This window comes from Marinobacterium arenosum, from assembly GCF_019795155.1.
Lineage (GTDB): Bacteria > Pseudomonadota > Gammaproteobacteria > Pseudomonadales > Balneatricaceae > Marinobacterium_C > Marinobacterium_C arenosum.
Genome location: NZ_JAILYN010000046.1, coordinates 1 through 20,172 on the forward strand (window position 1 = coordinate 1; position 20,172 = coordinate 20,172).

Sequence of the window (20,172 nt, forward strand, 5' to 3'; positions counted from 1 at the left end):
AAAAATGGACAATGCCCATCAGGAACTGGAAGGCTGCCCTGAACCGCTTTATGATCGAATTTGAAGACCGCTTGGCGGACTATATTTAACCTTGGCAGTTACACAGAATTATTTACAGGGTCGAGATAAATCAATGTGGTTTGGTGATTGATTTGCTCGAAGGTCTTCTTCTTCGAAAAGAGGTACGGGGATATGGGGGAAGTACAACTTCACTACACCACGGTATCGGCCTCTCTGATTTTTCTGCCAATTTTTGTTTGATTTACTAAGTGGTTGGGGCTACCACGAGTACCATTGCGCCGTAATTCGCTGGAGCCAAGGAAGTTGTTTGGTGTGTTCTTCTTTCAAGCCCTCCGCTTGCACTGTCTCGTTGTGACAGCGTACATCTAACGCCCTGTATATCGGAGGCTCTTCAGCCTCAATCATTATCCTTGCGCAGTGCAATTCGACCAAGTTGGTGTCATCCGTCATACCCCCCATCAACTGAGTCTTTTCTAACTCAATGAAGCGCCGTTTCAAGTCTGCGTGGAGCCATGCTTTCTGAGCATGTCCGGCAATCAAGTCCACTGTGGAGGTTACGGAAACTAATGCAGCACAAGAGGCTAGGAGTGCTGGATTAAGGGATTGCAGGGCTCCTACAACCGTAGCTGAACCAAATATTACCGCAGTAGCAGTCGCTACACGGTGGGAACGTTCATAGTACGCCTGTCGTCGCATGTGATAGCGAATAGATCGGCGCACAGAAAACAAGTGGGTCCAATGTCCATCGGTAATGTCTTTAGGGGTCATGGCTCGGCTTACTGATCAGGACGGGGTGGAGGCTTTAGAGTGTCGGACACACCATCACTGGCTCTGTCACTATCACCAACGATATTTCGCCCTCTGTCCTTCTTGTTGCTTATCTGTATTCGCTTCCCTGAGCCGGAGGACTTGCCTTCGTTGCCGGTAGTATCTTTACTTTTCGGGGCGCGTTTTTTCATTTGGTCATCCTTAAGCAAATGCCCTTAGACTGAGATGGATACTATAGCAGCTCATCAGTTCGCGTAACTAAGCATTGTCTTTCAAGGGCACTGGTTGCTCTGCTGATCCAGAGGGTGGTTTGATCGACTGGATTCAGCTCAAGACACTTCGCTAGCAGATTCGGAGGGGTGTTTTACTCTTGGGTATCACTTTCGGTATCACATTGTGTTGCTTTTGCTGGCGCACGGCTCGTTATTGGCCTTATAATTCAATGCATTATGTGTGATACCGAGGGCTCCTGAATCCCTCCAGGCGCGCCACTTTTTCCAAGCTCTCCCGAAATAATCACTTGCTCGATGCAAATTCAGAGCTGCCTGTGCCTGGAGGGTTGAGAAGCCCCGATGGGGTTCGAGCCGAGCGAAGCGAGACCATGTTGCCGAAGGCAACGACCCGAAGGGCGAGGCGAAGCCGAGTAATCCCGCCGGGCGCGCCACTTTTTCTAGTACTCCCGTGTAAGTAACCACTTAAAAAATATAGAATTCCAAAATCTGCTTCCAGAATTTGCGAGACTGCAAAAGCGGTGTTCGGCTCGCCATTGTTACCTTTGATGAGGTTTCTGCAATGCCCTGAGCTGCCGGGCATCTTCAATCGTTTCGACGCTATAAAGCCTGTCCAGGTATACCTCAGGCGGCACCAGCAGATCTTCTTGTCGGATACACAAGATAAGCATTTGATTCTCAATCGAGTAAGACTTCATCATAGCCACAATTTCGGCATGATCCTTGTCGTATTGCTCAAACTCTGGCATTGCGTCTCCCCTCGTTGCTGCACTCATCGTTTCTCATTCGCCCTACCATACCCAAGCGACTGATCAGGTCCCCGGTGGTCTGAATATTCTTCCCTGTTGCGGCTACCTGTTCGCGTCCATTTGATATGATGCCGAACAACATTACAGCGACAACTCGGGAACACTGAATGGCCATCAAAAAATCGGAACTGTACTCGTCTCTTTGGGCCTCATGCGATGCTCTGCGTGGCGGCATGGACGCTTCACAGTACAAGGACTATGTCCTGTTTATGCTGTTCATCAAATACATCACCGACAAGTATGCGGATTCGGATGACTTTGCCCCGCCGGTTACTATCCCTGACGGCGCCAGCTTCCACGATATGGTCCAGCTCAAGGGCAAGGCGGATATCGGTGACAAGATCAACACGCAGATCATTCAGCCGCTGATCGAGGCCAACGATCGCCTGTCACGCAGCGACTTCCCGGACTTCAACGACCCCAACAAGCTGGGCGAAGGCAAGGCGATGGTCGATCGCCTGACCGATCTCATCTCCATCTTTCAGAAGCCCGAGCTTAATTTCGCCAAGAACCGGGCCGAGCATGACGATATTCTGGGCGATGCCTACGAATACCTGATGCGTCACTTCGCCAGCGAGAGCGGCAAGAGCAAGGGGCAGTTCTATACCCCCTCCGAAGTAAGCCGCATTCTGGCGCAGGTGCTGGGCATAGGGCCGCACAACACCACCGCCCGCACCGTGGCCTATGACCCGACCTGTGGCTCCGGCTCCCTGCTGTTGAAGGTGGCCGCCGAGGCCGGCAAGCACATTACCCTTGAGGGACAGGAAAAGGATGTCAGCACCGCCGGTCTGGCGCGCATGAACATGATCCTGCACGACTTCCCGACCGCCAACATCGTACAGGGCAACACCCTCGCCAATCCCAAGTTCAAAGATGGCGAGCAGCTGCGCACCTATGACTACGTGGTCGCCAACCCGCCGTTTTCGGACAAGGCCTGGAGTACCGGCATCGCCGTGGACGATGACCCCTACCAGCGTTTCAGCTGGGGTGTGCCACCGGCCAAGCAGGGGGATTACGCCTACCTGCTGCATGTGATCCGCTCCATGAACAGCACCGGCAAAGCGGCGGTGATTCTGCCTCACGGCGTGCTATTCCGTGGCAATGCCGAGGCCGTGATTCGCCAGCAGCTGGTGCGCTCCGGCTATCTGAAAGGCATCATCGGCCTGCCTGCCAACCTGTTTTACGGCACCGGCATCCCCGCCTGCATTCTGGTGTTGGACAAGGAGAATGCGCAGGCACGCAAAGGCATCTTTATGATCGATGCCGCCAAGGGCTTCATCAAGGATGGCAACAAGAACCGGCTGCGCGAGCAGGATATCCACCGCATTGTGGATACCTTCAACAAGCTCAACAGCGTGCCCGGCTATGCGCGCATGGTGCCCTTTGACGAGATCACCGATGCCAGGAACGATTACAACCTCAACCTGCCGCGCTATATCGACACCAGCGAGCCGGAAGACCTGCACGATATTCATGCCCATCTGAACGGCGGCATTCCCGTGCGCGATATCGACGGTGATGCCAACGCCCTGCCGCCCATTCCGGGTCTGTCGGCCTACTGGCAGGCGTTGCCGGGGTTGCGTCAGGCGCTGTTCACTGCCAATGCCCACCCAGGCTATGCCGACCTTGCAGTGGACCCCGGCGCACTCAAAACCGCCATTCTGCAGCACCCCGAGTTTGCCGGTTTTCGCAGCACTGTTGATGGCCTTTTTGCCCAGTGGCGCACGCGCAACACCCCGGTGTTCAAAGACTTCGATATCGATGACAACCCCAAGGAGCTGATCACTGAGGTGGGTGAAGACCTGCTGGACAGCTTCCGCAAGGCGCCCCTGCTCAACCCCTACGATATCTACCAGCACCTGATGGATTACTGGGCCGACACCCTGCAGGACGATGCCTACGAGATCACCGCCGATGGCTGGGTCGCCGAACCCAAGCGTATTGTTGAAGAGATCACCAGCGGCAAGAAAAAGGGCCAGACCAAAGACAAGGGCTGGGCCTGCGACCTGATCCCCAAACCCTACATCGTGGCGCGTTACTTTGCCGACGAGCAGGCCGCGCTGGATGCCCTGCAGGCCGAGCTGGACAGCGCCAGCAGCCGATTGACCGAGCTGGAAGAGGAGCACGGCGGTGATGAAGGCGCACTGCGCGATGTATCCAGCAAGGGCGATGCACAGGAAGCCTTTATTCAGGCCATGCTGGACGCCCTGAAAGAAGATGCTCCCGCAAAATACGCCCATTACACCGGCCTGAAAGCCGACCTGGATGCCACCGAGGCAGAGCTGACCGAGCTGAGCAGCCACGTTTTCGTGACGCCGCTGAAAAATGCCAAGGGCAAGCTGGTGCTCAAGGATGTCAAAGACCGCCACGACTGCACTGACAGCGGCGGTGAAAAATCGGTGCTGGCCAGCTATATCGACACCGACAAGGCCTGCAAACAGCACAGCAAGCAGCTCAAGGCACTGCTGACCGAGCTTGAAGCCGACTACCGGGCACAGTTGTCCGTTGAGCCGCTGCGCGAACAGCTCACCGACCTTAAAGTCATTGCCGACTATCTGGCGCTGATCGACCAGCAGACCGAACTGAAGAAAACGATCAAGGAGAAAGACGCCGCGCTGGATCAGCTCGCCTACGACCAGTACGCCAAACTCAGCGTCGACGAGATCAAAACCCTGGTGGTGGATGACAAGTGGCTCGCCGCACTGGAAACCTCGGTACAGAACGAGCTGGAGCGCGTATCCCAGACCCTCACCGGCCGCGTGCGCCAGCTGGCTGACCGTTATGCCACGCCACTCCCTGAACTGACCCAGCGGGTAGACACCCTGTCGGCCAAAGTGGATGAGCATCTGAAAAAGATGGGAGCACGCTGGGCATGAACAAGAAGGTGATGGGTGTGCAGGAAGTGTCGCCGGGGTATGAGTTTGTGGCGGAGATTCCGGCGGTGCCGGTGGGGTATAAGCAGACTGAGGTTGGCGTGATTCCTGAGGATTGGAGTGTATGGCCACTTAGTGAAATTGGTGTCTTCTACAAGGGCCAAGGGGTCAAGCGAAGTGATAGCACCAGCGGAAATATACCCTGCATCCGATATGGTGAAATATATACGCATCACAATGATATAGTTAGATCTTATGTTAGCCATATTTCGCAGGAGGTCGCCAAGACTGCGAGGCGGTTGCACATAGGTGATGTGCTTTTTGCTGGCTCAGGTGAAACAAAATCTGAAATAGGGAAAGCCGTTGCTTTTATCAGCGAAGATGAGGCATATGCTGGCGGCGACATTGTTATACTTCGACAGCGTAAAATGATCCCTGCGTTTCTTGGTTATGTACTCAATGCTCCGCCGGCAGTTCGCCAGAAATCAAGTAAGGGACAGGGGGATGCAGTCGTTCACATCAGCGCTAAAGCCCTTGCTGCTGTTAAAGTGCCTATTCCTCCAGAAAAAGATCAAAGCGCCATCGCCACAGCCCTAAGCGATATGGATGTCCTACTGGAAGAACTGGATCGCTTGATCGCCAAAAAGCGCGATATCAAACAGGCCGCCATGCAGCAGCTCCTTACCGGCGAAACCCGCCTGCCGGGTTTTGAGGGGGAGTGGGTAACAAGGCAGCTTGGAGAAGTCATTGAAAAACTAGACGCGGGTGTTAGCGTTAACTCCACGACCGATATGTCTATCGAAGGCAGGCCTTCAGTACTGAAAACATCTGCACTCGAAAACGGGACTCTCGATATCACCGAAACAAAGGTGATTGTAGATAAGGACCTCTCTCGCGCCACCCTTACACCCAAGAAAGACACAATTCTAATAAGCCGGATGAACACCCCCAACTTGGTCGGCGAAACAGCTTATGTCAGCGATGATCTGAATTGGATTTATTTACCAGATCGTATTTGGATGGCGCAGTTTAAGAAGAGTGCTGGTGTTTGCGTAAAATGGATGAGTTACATGCTATGCAGTCCATCGTACCGCAACGCTTTGCGAGAGATGGCAACCGGTACAAGCGGCAGTATGAAAAATATATCCAAGCCTGCACTACTGTCGTTGAAAATGAAATTTCCAAAACAGAGTGAGCAAGAGGCAATTGCCGCCGTAATTTCTGACATGGACACCGAAATCCAAGCCCTCGAACAGCGCCGCAGTAAAACCGCCGAGCTGAAACAGGGCATGATGCAGGAGCTGCTGACCGGGAGGACGCGTCTGGTATGAGTAACAAGCCGGTATCCCTGACCACGCCGCCGGACGGTTACAGCGACTGGCTGACCGACCTGAAGAGCCGTATTCACCATGCCCAGCAACGCGCCAGCCTGGCGGTGAATCGGGAGCTGATTCAGCTGTACTGGCAGATCGGGCAGGATATTCTGCAACGGCAGGCCGAGCAGGGCTGGGGGGCCAAGGTGATCGAGCGTCTGGTACACGATCTGCGCACCGCTTTCCCGGATATGAAGGGCTTTTCCCGCTCCAACCTCATGTATATGCGCGCTTTTGCCGAAGCCTGGCCGGATGTCGAGATTGTCCAACAGGCTGTTGGACAATTGCCCTGGGGCCACAATCTGGTGCTGTTGAGCAAGCTGAAAGACAGCGCCCAGCGGCTGGCCTACGCTCAGGCGACGCTGGAACACAACTGGTCGCGCAATGTGCTGGTGATGCAGATCGAATCCGGTCTGCTGGAGCGCCAGGGCAAGGCCGTGACCAACTTCGAGGCACGTCTGCCCAAGGCCCAGTCGGATCTGGCCCGTGAATCACTGAAAGACCCCTACCGCTTTGATTTCCTCAATCTCGGCGAAGAGGCGCAGGAACGTGCTGTCGAAAGCGCACTGGTGCGCCATGTCACCGAGTTCCTGCTGGAGCTGGGTGCAGGTTTTGCCTTTGTCGGGCGTCAGGTGCTGCTGGACGTGGGCGGCGAAGAGTTCTTCATCGACCTGCTGTTCTATCATCTGAAGCTGCGCTGCTATGTGGTCATTGAACTCAAGACCGGTAAGTTCAAACCCGAACATCTGGGGCAGCTGGGCTTCTACCTCACCGCCGTAGACCGACAGATCAAGGGCGATCAGGATAACGCCAGCATCGGCCTGTTGCTGTGCAAGAGTAAAAACAAGGTGGTGGCCGAATACGCGCTGAGCGACAAGAGCCAGCCGATGGGCATTGCCGAATACAAGCTGCAGGAAGCCCTGCCTGCCGAGCTGGAAACCGACCTGCCCAGCATTGAACAGATTGAACGAGAACTGCAGCCCGGGAAAGCAGATTAATCAGGCCTGTTGGCCCAACTGCATGAATTTATTATCAATGCGCGCTCAGGTTGAGCCGCGAACAGGACTAACGACACCCCGTCATAGGAGAGGATGCCATGACTTACGCTGTACCTCGCCCGGAACGCAAAACCCAAAACCGTGTGGTGGAGCTGTTCACCGCACCGGTTGAAGAAGGAGGCCTGGGGTATGGCTTCCTCGGTGACTGGAGCAAGCGCGAAGAAAACCGCTGCATAGAGCCGGAATTCCTCAGCGCCAGCCTGCGCCGTCGCGGCTACTCCGATCAGCATGTCGCCGCTGCGCTGTTAAAGCTGCAAACAGCGGCGGAGGTGGGCAGCGATACGCTCTATCAGGCCAATATGCGCGTGTATAACCTGCTGCGTTACCCAATCAAGGTACTGCTGTCGCCCGGTAAACCCCATGAAGATGTAAAGCTGATCGACTGGGAACACCCGGAGCGCAATGACTTTGCCCTGGTGGAAGAGGTCACGCTCAAAGGCGGGCATGAGCGCCGCCCCGATCTGGTGATCTACCTGAACGGTATCGCCATTGCCGTGATCGAGCTGAAGCGCAGCTCGGTGGAAGTGGGAGATGGCATACGCCAGCTGATCAGCAATCAGGAAAAGATTTTCAATCGGGACTTCTTCGCCACCTCGCAACTGCTGCTGGCCGGTAACGACTCCCAGGGTTTGAGATACGGTACCACCGGCACACCGGAACAGTTCTATGTGCAGTGGAAGGATGAATCCAACAGCGGCAAGCGCACGCCAGGCACCCTGCTGGACCAGCCGCTGGCGCAGATCTGCGATAAGACACGGCTGCTGGATCTGATCTACAACTTCATCATCTTTGATGGAGGGCTGAAAAAAGTGCCGCGCCAGCACCAGTATGCCGGTATCAAGGCCGCGCAAACACGCATCGCCGAACGTGAAGGCGGTGTCATCTGGCATACCCAGGGCAGTGGCAAAAGCATCCTGATGGTGCTGCTGGCCAAGTGGCTGATGGAGCATGATCCCGAAGCCCGCGTGCTGGTGGTGACCGACCGTGACGAGCTGGACAAGCAGATCGAAGGCGTGATGCGCAACGCCGGAGTGGTCGGCGAGGATGACCCTTCACCACGCATCGCCTCACGGGCACAGCTGGTCAGCAAGCTGGGTGCCACCACTCCCCGCCTGTTGTGTGCGCTGGTACACAAGTTCGATCCCAGTGATCTGGATGGCCCGCCACCGCCGCTTCATGGCCGCTTCTATGTATTTGTGGATGAGTGCCACCGTACCCAGGGCGGGCGCATGAACAAGCAGATGAAGCGCTGGCTGGAAGACGCCATCTTTATCGGCTTTACCGGTACGCCGCTGCTGCGCAAGGACAAGCAAACCACCCGCGAGGTATTTGGCCGCTACATTCACACCTACAAGTTCCCGCAGGCCGTGGCCGATGGCGTGGTGCTGGACCTCAAGTATGAAGCCCGCGATGTACCCCAGCGGCTGACCTCTCAAAAGTCGATTGATAACTGGTTTGAAGAAAAAACCAAAAACCTGAACAACTACCAGAAGGCGGCGCTGCGTAAGCGTTGGGCCAAGCTGGAAGAGCTGATGAGTGCCAAAGAGCGCAAGGAGCGGATCATTGCCAACATCATCGAAGATTTCAGCCTCAAGCCGCGCCTGAACAACAACCGGGGCACGGCCATACTGGTGGCCGCCTCCATCTACGATGCCTGCCATTACTTCCGGCTGCTGCAGGGCACCAGCTTCGGCAAGTACTGCGGCATCATTACTTCATTCGAGCCGAACCATAACGCCATCTCCCGCGAACCGGCCGACAGTGACGAGCGGTACAAATTTGATACCTACACCCAGTATGTGTTGAAGGATTATCCGGGCACCAAGCAGTATGAAGAGGAGATGAAGCGACGTTTCAAGGAAGAGCCCGCCAGCCTGAAGCTGCTGATTGTGGTGAGCAAGCTGCTGACCGGTTTTGATGCGCCCTCCTGCACCTATATCTATCTCGACAACGAACTGCGTGACCACAACCTGTTCCAGGCGATCTGCCGCACCAACCGGCTGGATGGCGAGGACAAGGAATACGGTCATATCGTTGATTTTGTTCATCTCTTCGGTGATGTGCAGAACGCCATTTCGGTTTACAGCTCGGATGAACTGGACTTGGATAGCGGTGGCGGTGTTGCTGAAAACAACGTGGAGCTGAAAAACTGGCTGGAAGAGGGCTGCCGCAAGCTGGAAGAAGCCCGCGAGGCGTTGATGTATCTGTGTGAGCCGGTGCTGCCGCCGCGCGAAATCGAGGATTACATTCATACCTTCTGCGGCGACATCAACGACCCCAAGGCGCTGGAGGAAACAGAAGCGCTCCGTATCACCTTCTACAAGGCCACAGCGGCGTTCATCCGTGCCTTCTCGGATGTGTCCCAGCACCTGGAAGAGGCCGGTTATCCGGCCAACGAGATCGATAAGCTGAACCGCGAAACCGCATTCTTTGCCGAGGTCCGCGACGCCATCAAGCACTACTCCGGTGAAGAGCTGGATATCAAGCCGTTTGAGGCTGACATGCGCCACCTGATCAATACCTACATTCAAGCAGATCAGGCGACTGACTTGGGCGCTGTAGACAGCTACTCGCTGGTTGAGCTGATCATCGAAACCGGCGTACACGATGCCATTGCCAAGAAGCTGAACTCAAAGGGCAAACTGTCGAAGAACGCGGTGGCCGAGGGCATCATCAACAACGTGCGCAAGACCATTATCCGCGATCAGCTCACCGATCCGCGTTTCTACGAGAAGATCTCCAAGCTGCTGGATGACCTGATTCTGGACTGGCGCAAACAGACCCTGACCTACCAGGAGTTTCTGCAACGTGCCGAAGAGCTGGTCAAAAACATGACCAGTGGTAAAGGTGACACGGCCATACCGGCTGCGCTTGAGGGTAACCGAGAGGCCCAAACCCTCTACAACAACCTGCCGGATATCTTGGTGTTGGCAGTCCCGACCTGGGAGGTACGCGATGGAGAGGATGGCGAGGAAAATGACCTGGTGCAGATTACCCTTGAGATCGACCGCGCCATGCGTGAACAGGCACCGGCCAACTGGAAAGGTGACGAGACCCGTGAAAAACAGGTACTCAATGCGCTGCACCCGATCATGGGCAAAAACCGTGAAGCCACGCTGGCGCTGTTTGAGCTGATCAAACAGCAGGAAGGCTATCAATGACCGAGTTGATCGAGCTGGGCGAGGTCAGGATTCAGGTTACCCGCAAGGCGGTGAAGAACGTACATCTCAGCGTCCACCCGCCCGATGGCGAAGTCACGCTGGTGGCCCCGACCAGTACCCGGCTGGATGTGGCCCGCGCCTATGCCATCACCAAACTGGGCTGGATTCGGGACCAACAGGCCAAGCTGCAGCAGCAGACACGGGAAGAGCCTCGCCAGTACATAACACGGGAAAGCCTGTACCTGTGGGGCCAGCGCTACCTGCTCGAAGTGGAAGAAAAGGACACCAAGCCCGGTGTCACCTGGAACCATACTCGCATCCTGCTGACCGTGCGGCCAGGCAGCGATCACGCCAAGCGTGCCGAGGTGATCCATAACTGGCACAAGCAGCTGCTGCATAAAGCGGTGCAGCCCCTGATCCAGAAGTGGGAGCAACGGCTGGGTGTAAAGGTTGCCGGTTACTATCTGCAGAAGATGAAAACCAAATGGGGCAGCTGCAACCACCGGGCCGGTAACATCCGCCTGAATACCGAGTTGGTGAAGAAGCCCAAGGAGCTGCTGGACTACATCGTGCTACATGAAGTGGCGCATCTGGTGGAACCAACCCACAGCGAACGGTTCACGGCCATTTTGGATGAGCACTACCCAAGCTGGCGCACGGCACGGGATGAACTCAACGCCCTGCCGTTGGAGACGATTAACCCGAGCGAAGCGGCGAACAGGGACCAGGGAGGGCAGAATGAAGGATTTATCAGACGCCGTTGAGCGCTAGCAGGAAGTAGTGGCGACAACAGGCATGGCGTTGATTAACTGAAGGAGCACAAGGATGTCCGTCCCCCATATTAATCTGACCTGCAATAAATGCGGCGAAGGCTGGTCTCCAGCGCAGTTGAACAAGCATCGAGTTTATCTGGACAGTGACGTTGAAGTGCCGGTTTACAGCACTCTCGGCTGGTGTGAAACCTGTGCCGCACTGCGGCCGGTGGAGCACTTTGAGGATTCGCCCCGGACACAGCAGGAGCTTGAAGGGATCGATGCCGAGTTGGCTCAGCTAACAAATACCTGGATTAAGCGCTTGTTCATGCGGACTTTCAACAGCCATCAAGGGCACAGGGAATGGCTTGAAGAGAGAAGAAAATCCTTGATACAGCGCTTGGTCATAATTGAAAAACGCCGAGGGGATGAGGCTTGTCTGGTCTGCGGCAGTCGACGCCTGCAGTCATTCACCGGCGACTATAGCCTGGAGACGGATGGAACATTCTCGTATGTAGGCAGTAAACCCTCCGGCTTTATTCATCCCGGCTGCGACGGTGAGTTCATCGCAACCGGCAGTGATATCCGCTTTCACTTTGCCCGGATCACCTACTGCTACAGCCCCGAGGGCGAGCTGATTGAGGAACGGTGGCCTTAAGGCGCTTGCTCCGAGTGGGTATCACCCCAGTAGGTCACATCGCCGTGACAACACCTGCGCCAATGACTGTACTCGGCAACCGAGTCCTTCCAGCGCCAGCAACTGACACTGGATGATGGTTCTCCTGATCACGACTGCGGCACAGTGGACGAGGTAGGCACAGAGCAGGTTTGCTTGAGAGCATCCTGAAGCAGTTGCACCTGCAACTGCTCTGACTATTTTGTCTGCGCGTAAGGGGGTAACGCTAGTGTTAGCCTCTGTTGATGCGCACCTGAATGCGTATCAGTTTTGTGCGTACTTCTCTGCGTACAGTGGCGACTGGTTCGCGTCTGAATGCGAACCTGAAAGCTGCAAACATTTCCGCGAACACTGATGCGGGTGCCGGCAGGTAAGAGCCCTTATTCGAACCAAACTAGTTTGAGCTTCTCTTTGTATCTTATTCCGTTCGCATGGACACCCAGCAGGGTATGGCGATGGACTACCTGTCCAAGCCGCAGATCGCCAATGAACTGCAGGGGCTGATGCTGGCATGGCTGATCCATCCGAGCTTTCCTTGATGCAGATGATGGCCGCTATTGTCTCATGGCGTGGACTTGATCACAGTTTCCTTAGCTGAACATCTGCGCTTCTGATTTAACTCGGTAAAGAGAATACCTTTCCATCAAACCCGATCGAAACCCTGCCTTTTGAACGGGTGCGACGTTTCCCCCTGCTATTTAACTTGTTTATCTGGCTAAAAATATACTAACGTTTTGGTTTTAATAGAGCGTTTGTTCAATTTATAAGGCGGTCTGGTGCTACGGGTTCTATTTTTATTGATCGATCAATCTATTACTGATTTTTTATTATATAAGCATGACTTCCCTCAAGTTTTTGTCTATTGTGTCGGCGATTTTTGATTAGACCTTCGTCTATTAACATCTTATGACTAATGCCGGCGCTGCATAGGGCCGGGCGATCAGGCTTGAGATGGGCGGACGGTTTATTCATCGGCAAACCGTTGGCCGATGAAGCGGTGCCTGGGCCTCTTCATTGCGGGGCCCCCAAAAGGACAGGCTTTAAGGAAGCTGGAAATGGAATCGACGATCTCAGTCAGGAAACTGATCTATCTTATCTTCGCCACCATGTTGGCCTTCTCCGTTAGCTTGGTGATCGTGGTTTACCTGGTTTTTCAAAATCAGCAGGAGCTGATTGACAGCCAGGAAACCCGCTATGAATCCTACCTGTTGGCCGATGAACTGCGGCAGAGTTCGGACGATCTGACCCGTCTGGCGCGAACCTACGTGCTGACCGGCGATAGCCGGTTTGAGCAGCAGTATGCGGATGTATTGGCGATTCGTAATGGCGACAAGCCCAGGCCGCAGCATTATGAACGGATCTACTGGGATTTTATGGCGGCGGATGGCCGTAAGCCGTCGTCGGACGGTGAGACCATCTCGCTTGATACGTTGATGCGTGAAGCCGGTTTCACCCAGCAGGAGATGGCCAAGCTGGCCGCTGCCCAGGCCAATTCGGATGAGTTGGTGAAGATGGAAACCATCGCGATGAATGCCACCAGGGGGTTGTTCGATGATGGCACAGGTCATTTCAACCGGCGTGCAGAGCCCGACTCCGAGATGGCTGCCGAGCTGCTGCACAACCCGCGCTATCACCAGGAAAAGGCCAAGATCATGGCGCCGGTCAATGAGTTCTTTACGATGCTCGACGATCGTACCCGCCACACCGTCGATCAATATATTGCCAGCGGCGATCGGCTATTCACACTCCTGATGGTGATGTCCGCATTGCTGTTGCTGTTCAGCGTGCTGCTGGGCTGGGGACTACGGCGGTTGGTATTGACGCCGCTCGGCGCCGAGCCGGTCGAGATGGCCTCGATGGCACGCCGTATCGCGGACGGTGATCTGGCTATGCAGTTTTCCGACAATGCACGCACCGGGATGTATAGCGCGATGTGCGAGATGACCGACAAGCTGCGCGGGCTGGTCGGTAATATCCGGCAATCCAGCGACGGGCTGGCGGCGGCGGCCGAGCAGACCTCGGCGGTGACCGAGCAGACCAGTATCAATGCCCAGCAACAGCAACAGGATACCGATCAGGTGGCAGCCGCCATCAATGAGATGGCGTCGACGGTGCAGAATGTCGCCCAAAGTACGGCCGATGCGGCCGATGCCGCCTGCTCCGCCACCGCGTCAGCCGGCCACGGCAAGCAGGTGGTTCAGCAGGCGGTGACCGCTATCGAGGGGCTGGCGGCGGAAGTAGACAAGGCGTCCGGGGTTATCCAGTCGCTGGAAGCGAACAGTGGCAAGATTAGCTCAGTGATCGAGGTCATTCGCAATATTGCTGACAAGACCAACCTGCTGGCGTTGAATGCAGCCATTGAGGCGGCCCGTGCTGGCACCCAGGGGCGGGGATTTGCGGTGGTGGCCGACGAGGTGCGGACGCTGGCCGAGCAGACCCAGGCGTCAACGCAGGAGATCGAGGAGATGATCCAGCAGCTGCAATCGGGCACCCGGCAGGCGGTGGCGGTGATGGCCAACAGTCAGACACAGGCCCAGACCACCCTGCAACAGGCGGCGGAAGCCGACCAGGCGCTGGATGCGATCACCGATGCGATCGGCGTGATCAACGATATGAACACCCAGGTCGCCAGTGCGGCCGAGCAGCAGGTCGCGGTGACCGACGAGATCAACCGCAGTATCACCAATATCAGCGAAGCCAGCGAGCAGACGGCGGTCGGCGCCAAGCAGACGGCGGCATCCAGTGCCGAACTGGCCGGATTAGCGGAGCAGCTGCGGGAGATGATCGCCGAGTTCCGGCTGTCATAGCCCACCTTCAGCGGCGGACTCCCGGCAGGCGCTGCCCGGAGTTCGGCCGCGGCACGTTGGTCGCTCCACGCCGGTCGCGCCATGCTGTCTGTGAGTCAGCGGCAATACAGGCTTATTAGCCGAACTCTCTCCGTTGTTGTGCGCATTCGTGTTGGTTGACCTAGCTGTCGGCTCTCATGCTGTTACCTTTCCTCGAATACTCGGCGATCAGCGCGCTATCGGGTGCCTGCTATGTAGTCGCGACATTGTCATGCGTGGTTGCGACAACCCCCGTTCGACAGCTACGGGGCAGTCACTTTGCGCTGGACAATTAGCCAAAAGTTGAATTCTACTAGGCCCTCTGCCTGTCCGATGGGGATCTTCGATCGCCTGCTGGCGAAGCCATGCCGCCGGTGGTTTCGCTGTTTATTGGGATGGGTGCACCTTCTTTCTCAATCACAAGGGCTGGATGTAGTGATGAGTATTCGAGTGAAGTTCCTTCTGGCATTGATGGCCAGTGTCCTGGTGCCGGTGCTGATCGTCTCGGCAACGGTCATTCTGAATATCAGGGATAGCGCGCTCCGCGTGTTCGAAACCAGTAGTGCCAAGGAAATTCGGCAGGTCGATAATGCTTTTTCACTGTATCTGAATGGTCTGGCGGAGGATGCCGCCTTCCTGGCCAGCAACGCCAGCCTGCGCCAGCTGGACAGCTCGGTGGCGAAGTACGTGGATAAACCCTCGGCGCCGATGACGCCGGACCAGAACTCGGCGGTTGAGCAGGAAGCCTACCGACTGATGGCCGAGTTCGGTGAGTCCCATCCGGATCTGGCCTACGTCTACCTCGGTCTCAGCGACGGTGGTTATATCCAGTGGCCGAAGGGCGAAAACGGCGCCAACTACGACCCACGCAAGCGGCCCTGGTTCATCAACGCCCGCGAGGCCCGCGAGGCGACCCGGGTGCCGGCGTATGAGGACATCACCTCCGGTGCGCCGCTGCTGGATTACCTGCAGCGTTTCGAAGCCCGCGATGGCTTGTTCGGTGTGGTCGGGGTGGATGTGACCCTGTCCAAGCTGACCGAGATGGTCAAGCAGGTAACCTTCGGTGGCTCCGGCTTCGTGATGCTGGTGGAGGATACCGGCACGGTGCTGGCCGATCCGTCCAATACCGAACACAACTTCAAGGCGCTGGATTCGCTGGGCGGCTTCTACGCCGAACTGGCCGACAGCCGTTCCGGTCTGAGGGAGGTCACGCTGGATGGCGACCGCTGGATTACCAATACCTACGTATCGCCACAGCTGGGCTGGAAGTTCATCGGTTTCGTGCCCAGCAGCGAAGTCTATGCCGAAGCCAACCAGCTGAGTTGGACCATCCTGCTGATCGCGGCGTCAATGGTGGTGCTGTTCCTGCTGCTGGGCACCTGGCTGGCCCGGCTGATCACCCGGCCGATGCAGCAGATCACCGGTGGTCTGCAGAATATCGCCTCCGGTGAAGGTGACCTGACCCGGCGGCTGGAGATCAACAGCCGCGACGAGGTGGGCACCATGGCGACCGCCTTCAACAGCTTTGTCGGTTCGATCAACGAGCTGGTGGCCCAGATCAAGAGCAACGCCGGTGACGTGAAGAACGTCTCCGACGAAACCCAGGGGGTGGTCAATACGGTCAAGAGTATCTCCGACCGTCAGAGCCAGGCGATCGACCAGGTGGCGGCCGCCTTCCAGGAGATGGTGGCGACCGCCAACGAGGTGGCGTCCAACTGTTCACTGGCAGCCAGCGCCGCCGACGAAGGGCAGCAACAGGTGGTGCAGGGACGGGAGCATATTCAGCAGATGTCCGGTGCGGTGGAGCAGCTGGTGACGGCGCTGTCGGAGTCGAACTCGGCGATGGTCGAGCTGGCCAACGAGTCCAGCAATATCACCCTGATCCTCGACACTATCCGCGATATCGCCGACCAGACCAACCTGCTGGCGCTGAACGCGGCGATCGAGGCGGCCCGGGCCGGCGAACAGGGGCGCGGCTTCGCGGTGGTGGCCGATGAAGTGCGGACCCTGGCGCGACGTACGGCCGAATCCACCGAAGAGATCGATAAACTGCTGACCGGCCTGCGCCAGCGCACCGATACCGTATCGGCCAAGCTGGCGACCAGCCTGGAACACTCCAACCAGACCGTCGAACAGGCGGGCGGGACCCGCGAAGTGTTCGAGTCGATTCAGCAGGCGGTAACCACCATCCGTGATATGACCACCCAGATTGCTGCGGCGGCAGAACAGCAGCACCAGGTGGCCGAGGAGATCAACCGCAACATGACCGATATCCATGACGGCGCGGTCGAGGCCAGCAGCGCCTCGAGCCAGGTGCAGGGCAGCGCCGACACCCTGGCACAGCTGTCGGCGGGGCAGCAGCAGCTGGTCAGCCGCTTCCGGACCGAGTAACACCCGCTGTTGCGTCGGGCGCCTGTTGGCGCCCGACGTCATCCGCTCTGCTTATTTCTTCTTAAATCAAGCCTTGTCTGTCACTGTGCAACTCATCCGGGCCTCTGACATCAGCTGATCCGGTACATCGCCGGCAGCTATAGGTGGAGGTGTTCGGCGATCTGATCTCCAGATGCTTGACCGACCCCCGCTGACCTTCTTCCCAACAATGCCGCGATCTGCGAACGGATACTGTTCTAGCGATAGACGAACTTCCGTCGCCAGAGGGAGGTATTTCCGTAGCGCACCTGGCCGTATAGTGCCCGTACCTCGGGCATCAATTAGACACGGCAGACAGAAGAGAGCCGCGGTTGAGTCGTGGGGTGGAGGGGATTTTCGGTAGCCGCTCGGTTGGCGCGCCTCTTGGTATCGTAAATGATCGAAAATAGCCGGGGCTTGCGATATCGGACGCGGCTTGCCGGCCGGGGTGTGCTATTAGAAATAGGAAGGCCCGCGCCGGCATAGCTCAGTTGGTAGAGCAGCGCATTCGTAATGCGAAGGTCGGAGGTTCGACTCCTCTTGCCGGCACCAGGCGTTTCTTACTTGTTGTTATAAGCCCTTGCTAAAAGTAACCGTGACCGGGCATCGCTGCGGGTAGCCGTTGTTGCCCGGCAACCTCAGTTCATTTTTACCCTGTACCAGGGCTGAAACAGCCGTCGGCTCAGGGCATCCAGCTGCGTTACCAGCAGGTTGCCGGCTAGCACCGCGAAGCAGAGACCATCGGCATAGAGGCCGAACTCCCGGACCAGCTCGGTGATCGCGCCAATCGCCGCGCCAAACAGAATACGGCCGAAGCGGCTGTCGGGGCTGGTGACCGGATCGGTGGCGATAAAGAAAGCGGCAAAGATGAAGCCACCCAGGGTCAGGCTATACAGTGCTTCCAGCGGCGGATGGCCGGCCAGTATGCATAGCAGGACCGAGCTGGCCGCCATCGCCAGCGGGATCTCCAGTCGGATTACACGGAGAAGCACCAGCAGCAAACCGCCCGCCAGATAGCCGATCCAGGCAACGTAGGGCGAGGCATCGGCCAGCTGATCATGGGCCAGCGGGGTGGCGCCGCTCAGACTGTCCAGTTGCAGGCGTGGTTCCAGTAGCCATTGCTGGGCCAACACCTGCTGGATGCTCAGGCCTTGTGTCCAGGGAAGCTGGGCTGAAGGTGCCGGGTAAAGCTGCTGGTAAAAGCAAACGGCTATAACGCCAAGGCCCGCCATCACCGGGTTCAGCCGATTTTGGCCGAGGCCGCCGCTAGCATGCTTGGTTAGCCCCAGGGCGACTAGGGCGGCCACCAGCATCATCCAAGCCGGTACCATCAACGGTAATGCCTGGCCCAGCAGTAGGCCGCAGACCAGCCAGCTGAAGTCGCTCAGTCCTTGGCGTACCGGCAACTGGCGCAGCCGCAGGCACAGTGCCTCCAGCAGCAGCGCGAACAGCGTACACCAGCCGGTCTGCAGCCAGACCGCCGGGCCGAACTGCCAGGCCTGCAAGGCAATACCGGGCAGCAGCGCCACCGAGACCGCCAGCATGATGCCACGCACGGATGTCGGGGCCAGCTTCATTGCCGGGCTCCCGCCAGCAATTCGCGCTTGGCGTCACGAAAGCTGTCCCGCAGAGGTAGATTGCTGGGGCAGACGTGGCTGCAGGCACCGCATTCGATACAGGCGGCGAGCTGTTCCTGCTGTAGGGTAATACGATCCGCACGCTGGCTGGCGGCGTACAGCTTGAGTGGTTGCAACGCCATCGGGCAGACGTCGACACAGCGATTGCAACGGATACAGTCACCGGCCGGTGGGCGCGGCGGAAACAGGTCGTCGCAGCGGACGATCAGGCAACTGCTGGTCTTGCTGATTACCGCGTTGGGGTGGGACAGCTCCCGTCCCATCATCGGCCCACCGACCTGCACGCCGCGCTGTTGGTCGCGGGGTTGCGCCGCAGCCAGCAGCGCCGGAACCGGCATGCCGATCGGCACCTCCACGTTGCCGGGCTTGTCGACATCACCGGTCAGCGTGACCACCCGCGACACCAGCGGCTCGCCATGAAACACCGCTCGGCCCAGCGCATGTAGGGTGGCTACGTTCAGCACCATCACGCCGACTTCCGCCGGCAGCATGCCCGGTGACAGCGTTCGTCCGCTGAGGCTCTTGACCAGCATCGGCTGGCCACCGGCCGGATAGCGGTGCGGCAATCGGCAAATCTGCACGCGGCTGCCGGTGGCGGCGACCGCTGCGTTGAGTGCCGCCAGCGCTTCAGGCTTGTTGGGCTCGACACCGATACGGACCTGGGCAATCTCCAGCACCCGGCTAAGATAATCGGCGGCGGCAATGATGGTATCGGCCCGTTCCCGCATCAGGCGGTCGTCGCAGGTGACGAAGGGTTCGCACTCGGCACCGTTGATCAGCAACAGATCGGATTGCTGGGACCCGGCGATCTTGATGCCGGTCGGGAAGCCGGCGCCGCCCAGCCCGATTAGCCCCATCTGCAGGCTGAACTGGGCCAGTTCGGCGGCGTTTTGGGGCGTGTTGACCGGCTGCCGCTCGATCCACCTGTCCCGGCCATCGGCTTCAATAATGACAACCGGCACCGGCTGATCCCGGTCGGCCGGATAGGCCCGTTCTATCGCCGCCACCCGACCCGAGGTGGAGGCGTGGGCCCAGAGGCTCATCGGTTCCCCGCGGCCAATCAGTTCGCCTTTTAGCACCTGTTGGCCGGCAACCACGCAGGGCTCTACCTGGCGACGGCCGTCGCCCAGCGGTACGGCGATTCGGAGGCCTTTAACAGCTATCTGCTGGATCGGTGTCTGGTTGGACAGCGCCTTATGGTCTGCCAGCTTGATGCCGCCACGCCAGCGTTGTCCGGTGCGGCGGAAGGGTTTAAACAGCCGTTGCAGCCAGGGCGAAGCCGGGCTGGAATACGGCAATGGTGGGGCAAGCTGGGGCACGATACTGACTCCCTGGCTGTTATTGATTCGCCGACCGGCCACTGAGCGGTTATGTAATGGCGCTGCGAAGGTTATCTACGAGGTCATGATCGGAAGGTGAATGGGTCCTCAAGAATGTAGCGAAGAATAAATAATTGCTAATGCAAATGCAACAGATTCGCATTAGCAATGAATTTGTGTTCTTCTTTGAGCAAAAAGGTCAGCTGTCTATCGGGATCGCTGCCGGATCTCCACAGCGGCGGAGACTGTCCCATCATCAGT

General features: G+C 57.5%; 11 protein-coding genes, 1 tRNA gene and 1 other RNA gene. 10 read left to right on the forward strand and 3 right to left on the reverse strand.

All coding sequences use genetic code 11. The features are described from left to right. The first annotated feature begins 1,327 nt into the window (after window positions 1-1,327). Window positions 1,328-1,453: non-coding RNA, RtT sRNA (locus tag K6T12_RS17080), on the forward strand. Between the two features lie 105 nt (window positions 1,454-1,558). Here the strand turns inward: K6T12_RS17080 and K6T12_RS17085 are convergent. Further along, complete coding sequence (locus K6T12_RS17085; protein WP_222224087.1) at window positions 1,559-1,795, reverse strand: hypothetical protein; 237 nt, start codon at window positions 1,793-1,795, stop codon at window positions 1,559-1,561. Window positions 1,796-1,935: 140 nt separating this feature from the next. Here K6T12_RS17085 and K6T12_RS17090 point away from each other — a divergent pair, with 140 nt between their 5' ends. The 9 genes from K6T12_RS17090 (at window position 1,936) to K6T12_RS17130 (ending at window position 17,507) form a co-directional block, all read left to right on the forward strand. Then, window positions 1,936-4,704: an HsdM family class I SAM-dependent methyltransferase gene (locus K6T12_RS17090; RefSeq protein WP_222224088.1), complete on the forward strand. Its 2,769-nt coding sequence runs from the start codon at window positions 1,936-1,938 to the stop codon at window positions 4,702-4,704. After that, window positions 4,701-6,032, forward strand: a complete 1,332-nt coding sequence (locus tag K6T12_RS17095; RefSeq protein WP_222224089.1) for a restriction endonuclease subunit S — start codon at window positions 4,701-4,703, stop codon at window positions 6,030-6,032. Before K6T12_RS17090 ends, K6T12_RS17095 begins: the two co-directional genes overlap by 4 nt. Further along, window positions 6,029-7,072: a PDDEXK nuclease domain-containing protein gene (locus K6T12_RS17100; protein ID WP_222224090.1), complete on the forward strand. Its 1,044-nt coding sequence runs from the start codon at window positions 6,029-6,031 to the stop codon at window positions 7,070-7,072. The genes K6T12_RS17095 and K6T12_RS17100 overlap by 4 nt, the downstream gene beginning before the upstream one ends. Window positions 7,073-7,170: 98 nt before the next feature. Next, window positions 7,171-10,293: a type I restriction endonuclease subunit R gene (locus K6T12_RS17105; protein ID WP_222224091.1), complete on the forward strand. Its 3,123-nt coding sequence runs from the start codon at window positions 7,171-7,173 to the stop codon at window positions 10,291-10,293. Beyond that, window positions 10,290-11,057 carry a M48 family metallopeptidase gene (locus tag K6T12_RS17110; RefSeq protein WP_222224092.1) on the forward strand — a complete coding sequence of 256 codons (768 nt, stop codon included), beginning with the start codon at window positions 10,290-10,292 and terminating at the stop codon, window positions 11,055-11,057. The genes K6T12_RS17105 and K6T12_RS17110 overlap by 4 nt, the downstream gene beginning before the upstream one ends. A gap of 61 nt (window positions 11,058-11,118) precedes the next feature. Beyond that, on the forward strand, window positions 11,119-11,703 hold the full coding sequence (locus K6T12_RS17115) for a hypothetical protein (RefSeq protein ID WP_222224093.1): 585 nt from the start codon (window positions 11,119-11,121) through the stop codon (window positions 11,701-11,703). A 1,073-nt stretch (window positions 11,704-12,776) separates the two neighbouring features. Beyond that, on the forward strand, window positions 12,777-14,528 hold the full coding sequence (locus K6T12_RS17120) for a methyl-accepting chemotaxis protein (RefSeq protein ID WP_222224094.1): 1,752 nt from the start codon (window positions 12,777-12,779) through the stop codon (window positions 14,526-14,528). Window positions 14,529-14,984: 456 nt separating this feature from the next. After that, window positions 14,985-16,937, forward strand: a complete 1,953-nt coding sequence (locus K6T12_RS17125) for a methyl-accepting chemotaxis protein (RefSeq protein ID WP_222224095.1) — start codon at window positions 14,985-14,987, stop codon at window positions 16,935-16,937. A 494-nt stretch (window positions 16,938-17,431) separates the two neighbouring features. After that, a tRNA-Thr gene (locus K6T12_RS17130) sits at window positions 17,432-17,507 on the forward strand. Window positions 17,508-17,593: 86 nt separating this feature from the next. Here the strand turns inward: K6T12_RS17130 and K6T12_RS17135 are convergent. Both K6T12_RS17135 and rsxC read right to left on the reverse strand, forming a co-directional pair. Further along, window positions 17,594-18,532, reverse strand: a complete 939-nt coding sequence (locus K6T12_RS17135) for an RnfABCDGE type electron transport complex subunit D (protein ID WP_222224096.1) — start codon at window positions 18,530-18,532, stop codon at window positions 17,594-17,596. Next, window positions 18,529-19,911, reverse strand: coding sequence for an electron transport complex subunit RsxC (rsxC, locus tag K6T12_RS17140; RefSeq protein WP_222224097.1), 1,383 nt, complete (start codon window positions 19,909-19,911; stop codon window positions 18,529-18,531). Before rsxC ends, K6T12_RS17135 begins: the two co-directional genes overlap by 4 nt. Window positions 19,912-20,172 lie beyond the last annotated feature (261 nt).

Coding starts and splice junctions, on each gene's coding strand:
- K6T12_RS17085 (WP_222224087.1), bottom strand. CDS start 1,795: ATGAGTGCAGCAACGAGGGGAGACGCAATGCCAGAGTTTGAGCAATAC.
- K6T12_RS17090 (WP_222224088.1), top strand. CDS start 1,936: ATGGCCATCAAAAAATCGGAACTGTACTCGTCTCTTTGGGCCTCATGC.
- K6T12_RS17095 (WP_222224089.1), top strand. CDS start 4,701: ATGAACAAGAAGGTGATGGGTGTGCAGGAAGTGTCGCCGGGGTATGAG.
- K6T12_RS17100 (WP_222224090.1), top strand. CDS start 6,029: ATGAGTAACAAGCCGGTATCCCTGACCACGCCGCCGGACGGTTACAGC.
- K6T12_RS17105 (WP_222224091.1), top strand. CDS start 7,171: ATGACTTACGCTGTACCTCGCCCGGAACGCAAAACCCAAAACCGTGTG.
- K6T12_RS17110 (WP_222224092.1), top strand. CDS start 10,290: ATGACCGAGTTGATCGAGCTGGGCGAGGTCAGGATTCAGGTTACCCGC.
- K6T12_RS17115 (WP_222224093.1), top strand. CDS start 11,119: ATGTCCGTCCCCCATATTAATCTGACCTGCAATAAATGCGGCGAAGGC.
- K6T12_RS17120 (WP_222224094.1), top strand. CDS start 12,777: ATGGAATCGACGATCTCAGTCAGGAAACTGATCTATCTTATCTTCGCC.
- K6T12_RS17125 (WP_222224095.1), top strand. CDS start 14,985: ATGAGTATTCGAGTGAAGTTCCTTCTGGCATTGATGGCCAGTGTCCTG.
- K6T12_RS17135 (WP_222224096.1), bottom strand. CDS start 18,532: ATGAAGCTGGCCCCGACATCCGTGCGTGGCATCATGCTGGCGGTCTCG.